Consider the following 2853-nt stretch of genomic DNA (forward strand, 5'->3'; position numbering starts at 1 on the left):
ACTAGCACCGCGCCCGCCGCGCCCACCCCGACCACGACCGCGTCGACCTCCTCGTGGGCGCTCAATGCGTGCCCCCGGCTGAACCGGAGGGGCTGCCGCCCGAGCCGCTACGCGTCACGATCGCGACGGAGGACACAGGTGAGGACTCCTTCGGCTGCCACGGGTCACGCTGACCGTATCCGGTGCGCATGTAACCGCGTTTGCTCGCCGGACCGGGCCAGCCGATCTCCGCCCACGCCGCAGGATGGGCGTAGTAGACCGCCACGACCTCCTGCATGATCTTGTCGAACGCGGCGGCCGGGGGCAGCCGGCGCCACACCTGGCCCTCCGCCTCCCCGGTCTGCACGGCCGCCAGCACGTCGTCGCGCTGCCCGTCGTCGAGTGCTGTGAACCGGGTCCCGTACCTGGCGGCGGTCGTCTCCTCCAGCCCCTGCAACGCCAGCCGCCACAGTTGCTGGTCCCACGGCATGGCCTCCTTGCGGAAACCATCGGTATCGTCCTCGAACAGCATCTGATCGATGAACGGGGTGATGGGGACGGCCTCGCCCGCGTTGCGGTCCGGTTGCGGGATCAGCCGATCGACGACGGCGTCCAGCAGGTCCGCTTCGTCCTCGGTGAAGAACCGTCGCGGTGGGACCTGCCCGATCCGGGCGAGCACCAGCTCGCGGGTGCGGTCCTCCCAGTGGTCCGACTGCCCCAGGGGGTCAAAACCCTCATAGGGTGAGCGCTTCACGAGACGCTCCTCCTCTCCGCGGCCAGCCCGATCAGGCCGAGCCCGACCATCTGCAGCGGCGCCGGCGCAGGTGGCCCGTTCAACCAGTTGAACAGGAACGACCGGCGGTCGTAACCTCCGTAGCGTCGGTGCAGGCCGTAGAGGTGGAACCCTGTGCCCGCCACCCCGAGCAGGGTTGTCCAGGCCGACGCGGCCATGGCAGCCGTGCGCGCCCGGTCGCTGCCGGAGGCCGCGGCCAACGCCGATACCGCGCCGGCAACCGGTAGAGTGACGACCGGAATCCACTGCGCAGGGTTCTGGAATGCCCCGCGGGCGTGCAGATAACCGATCTCCCCCCACAGCGGAGGGATGTTCAGCGCCGTGAACACCCGCATCAACCGGTTGACCGGGACGCGGGCGAGCAACGGAGCAGCCACCGGGTGCGACACCGTGGACATCAACCCCATCAGCCCCAGACCGAGATACTGCAGCGGCGCGGCCACCGGCGGCCCGTACCAGGCGTGGAAGAGGAACCCCCGCGGCTCATCCGCGCCCGGTTTCTTGAGGATGGCGCGCTGATGTTTGACGAACCCGATTAGCGCGATACCTGTCTGGGCGGCCGACAGGACCCCAAAGGTACGCCCCCCGTGTCGCCCACCGGTCACGGCTGTGACCACCCCCGCGGCGGCCACCAACGGGCCGGCGACGATGGGAACGTACATCAACCGACGTCGGAACCCTCCCCTGTAGTGCTCGCTCAGGTTATCCAGCCACAACAGCGCGGTCGACGCCGCCGTAACCATCGCGATCTTGCTTCGCAGACGCTGCAGATCAGCCGGCCACGGCACCGAAGGGGCAGCCGTGCGATGACCTCGCAAGCCACCGGGTCCGATCCACCCGGTCCGCGTGGCGCGACGGAGCATCACCGGCGCCTCATGACCCTCATGCCGGCCTCGACGAAACCGGCCACCGACAGCCCATACACCAGATGCCCTGCGATACCACGAAGATGGGTGACCAGCGGATACTTCTGCGGCGGTGGTGTCAGCCCCAGCAACGGGTTTCCGACTTCGTCGACGAGCACCGCCATCGACAGGCCCGTGACCACCCCAGCACCGAAGGGAGTCATTCCCCAACGGCGACGAGCCACCATGTAAACCGGGACCCAGCCCAACGCCAACGCGTAGTGGATCCCCGACCCGATCCGCCCAGCCTGCTCATCCGACATGTCCTGCCCGACCAACGCCGCGCCCTTCTTCGCCGCGACGTTGTAAGCCACCCCGTAACTGGCGGCCTCCTCCTGCCGCTTGGCGCCATCGCTCTGCTGCTCATACATGAACGTGGTGACCTTACCCATCACCATCGCCGCCCCGAAACCAGCACCGCCGACCAGCACCGCATCCCCGACCAAGTCCTTCGCGCTCATCCCTGTTCCCTTCTGCTCTGCGACCGCCGATCGTGGCGGTCGCAGTTGTCTGCGCTGCCTGGCACTAGCCGGGGCAGATTCCCCGGATGCGCCACCCGACGCCGGGAGCGTTCGCCGCGGAATCGATCGTCAGGAGGACAGCGGAACCTCTTTGCGCCGGGCACCAGGCCCGGGCCGGAGCCGGCCCAACGGCCGCGCGAGCGCTGTCTTCGCGTGCATTCGATCTCCCGAGATCTCTTGTCAGTGGCTTCGGCAACCCAGTGCGATGTGGGTCACACTGGGCATAGTTTCACCCTAGCCATGGACGTTCGACAGTACAACCGGTCTTCTTCGAGGACCGCAGTCAGCAGGACGACGACCCGCCCTGTGCCCGGCCGGGCCCAGGGCGGTCACCGATGAGCCCTGCGCGATCGGCCGGCGTCCACGAGGTCCAGCGCTCCGGCCCCGTGGGAGGGAGGAAACGACCGCGCCACCACGCGCCGGAAAACCGACCGGCTCGCCGCCCGTTCCCAGACCCGGTGGGGCCGGGGACGACTTCGGCACCGCCGCCGGTCACAGGACAGTGGACCGACGCCCAACACCGCTTCACCCTGACCTTCGCCGAGCCCGCTTGAACCACTGCTCAGCGCCGATCCCGTGGCCGGAAGGCGAGGATGGGCGGAATGATCGTGACGTAGGCGACCATGCCGATGAGTTCTACCAGGGTCTGGGTGGC

Annotated in this window: 3 protein-coding genes; all 3 read right to left on the reverse strand. The window is 68.6% G+C overall.

Annotation, left to right across the window (positions count from 1 at the left end; genetic code table 11):
- Positions 1-61: 61 nt before the first annotated feature.
- The 3 genes from Y708_RS30120 to Y708_RS27035 all read right to left on the reverse strand — a co-directional run bounded on the left by Y708_RS30120 (position 62) and on the right by Y708_RS27035 (position 2138).
- Positions 62-733: a gluconate 2-dehydrogenase subunit 3 family protein gene (locus Y708_RS30120; protein WP_051479264.1), complete on the reverse strand. Its 672-nt coding sequence runs from the start codon at positions 731-733 to the stop codon at positions 62-64.
- On the reverse strand, positions 730-1515 hold the full coding sequence (locus Y708_RS30125; RefSeq protein ID WP_162150512.1) for a hypothetical protein: 786 nt from the start codon (positions 1513-1515) through the stop codon (positions 730-732). Before Y708_RS30125 ends, Y708_RS30120 begins: the two co-directional genes overlap by 4 nt.
- 119 nt (positions 1516-1634) lie before the next feature.
- Positions 1635-2138, reverse strand: coding sequence for a DUF1440 domain-containing protein (locus tag Y708_RS27035; protein WP_051479265.1), 504 nt, complete (start codon positions 2136-2138; stop codon positions 1635-1637).
- Between the last annotated feature and the right edge of the window lie 715 nt (positions 2139-2853).

The organism is Arthrobacter sp. H5 (assembly GCF_000520595.1).
Classification (GTDB): Bacteria; Actinomycetota; Actinomycetes; order Actinomycetales; family Micrococcaceae; genus Arthrobacter_D.

Bases quoted from the DNA above. Each gene is read 5' to 3' on its own strand.
- Y708_RS30125 (WP_162150512.1), bottom strand. From the start codon at position 1,515: ATGGTTACGGCGGCGTCGACCGCGCTGTTGTGGCTGGATAACCTGAGC.
- Y708_RS27035 (WP_051479265.1), bottom strand. From the start codon at position 2,138: ATGAGCGCGAAGGACTTGGTCGGGGATGCGGTGCTGGTCGGCGGTGCT.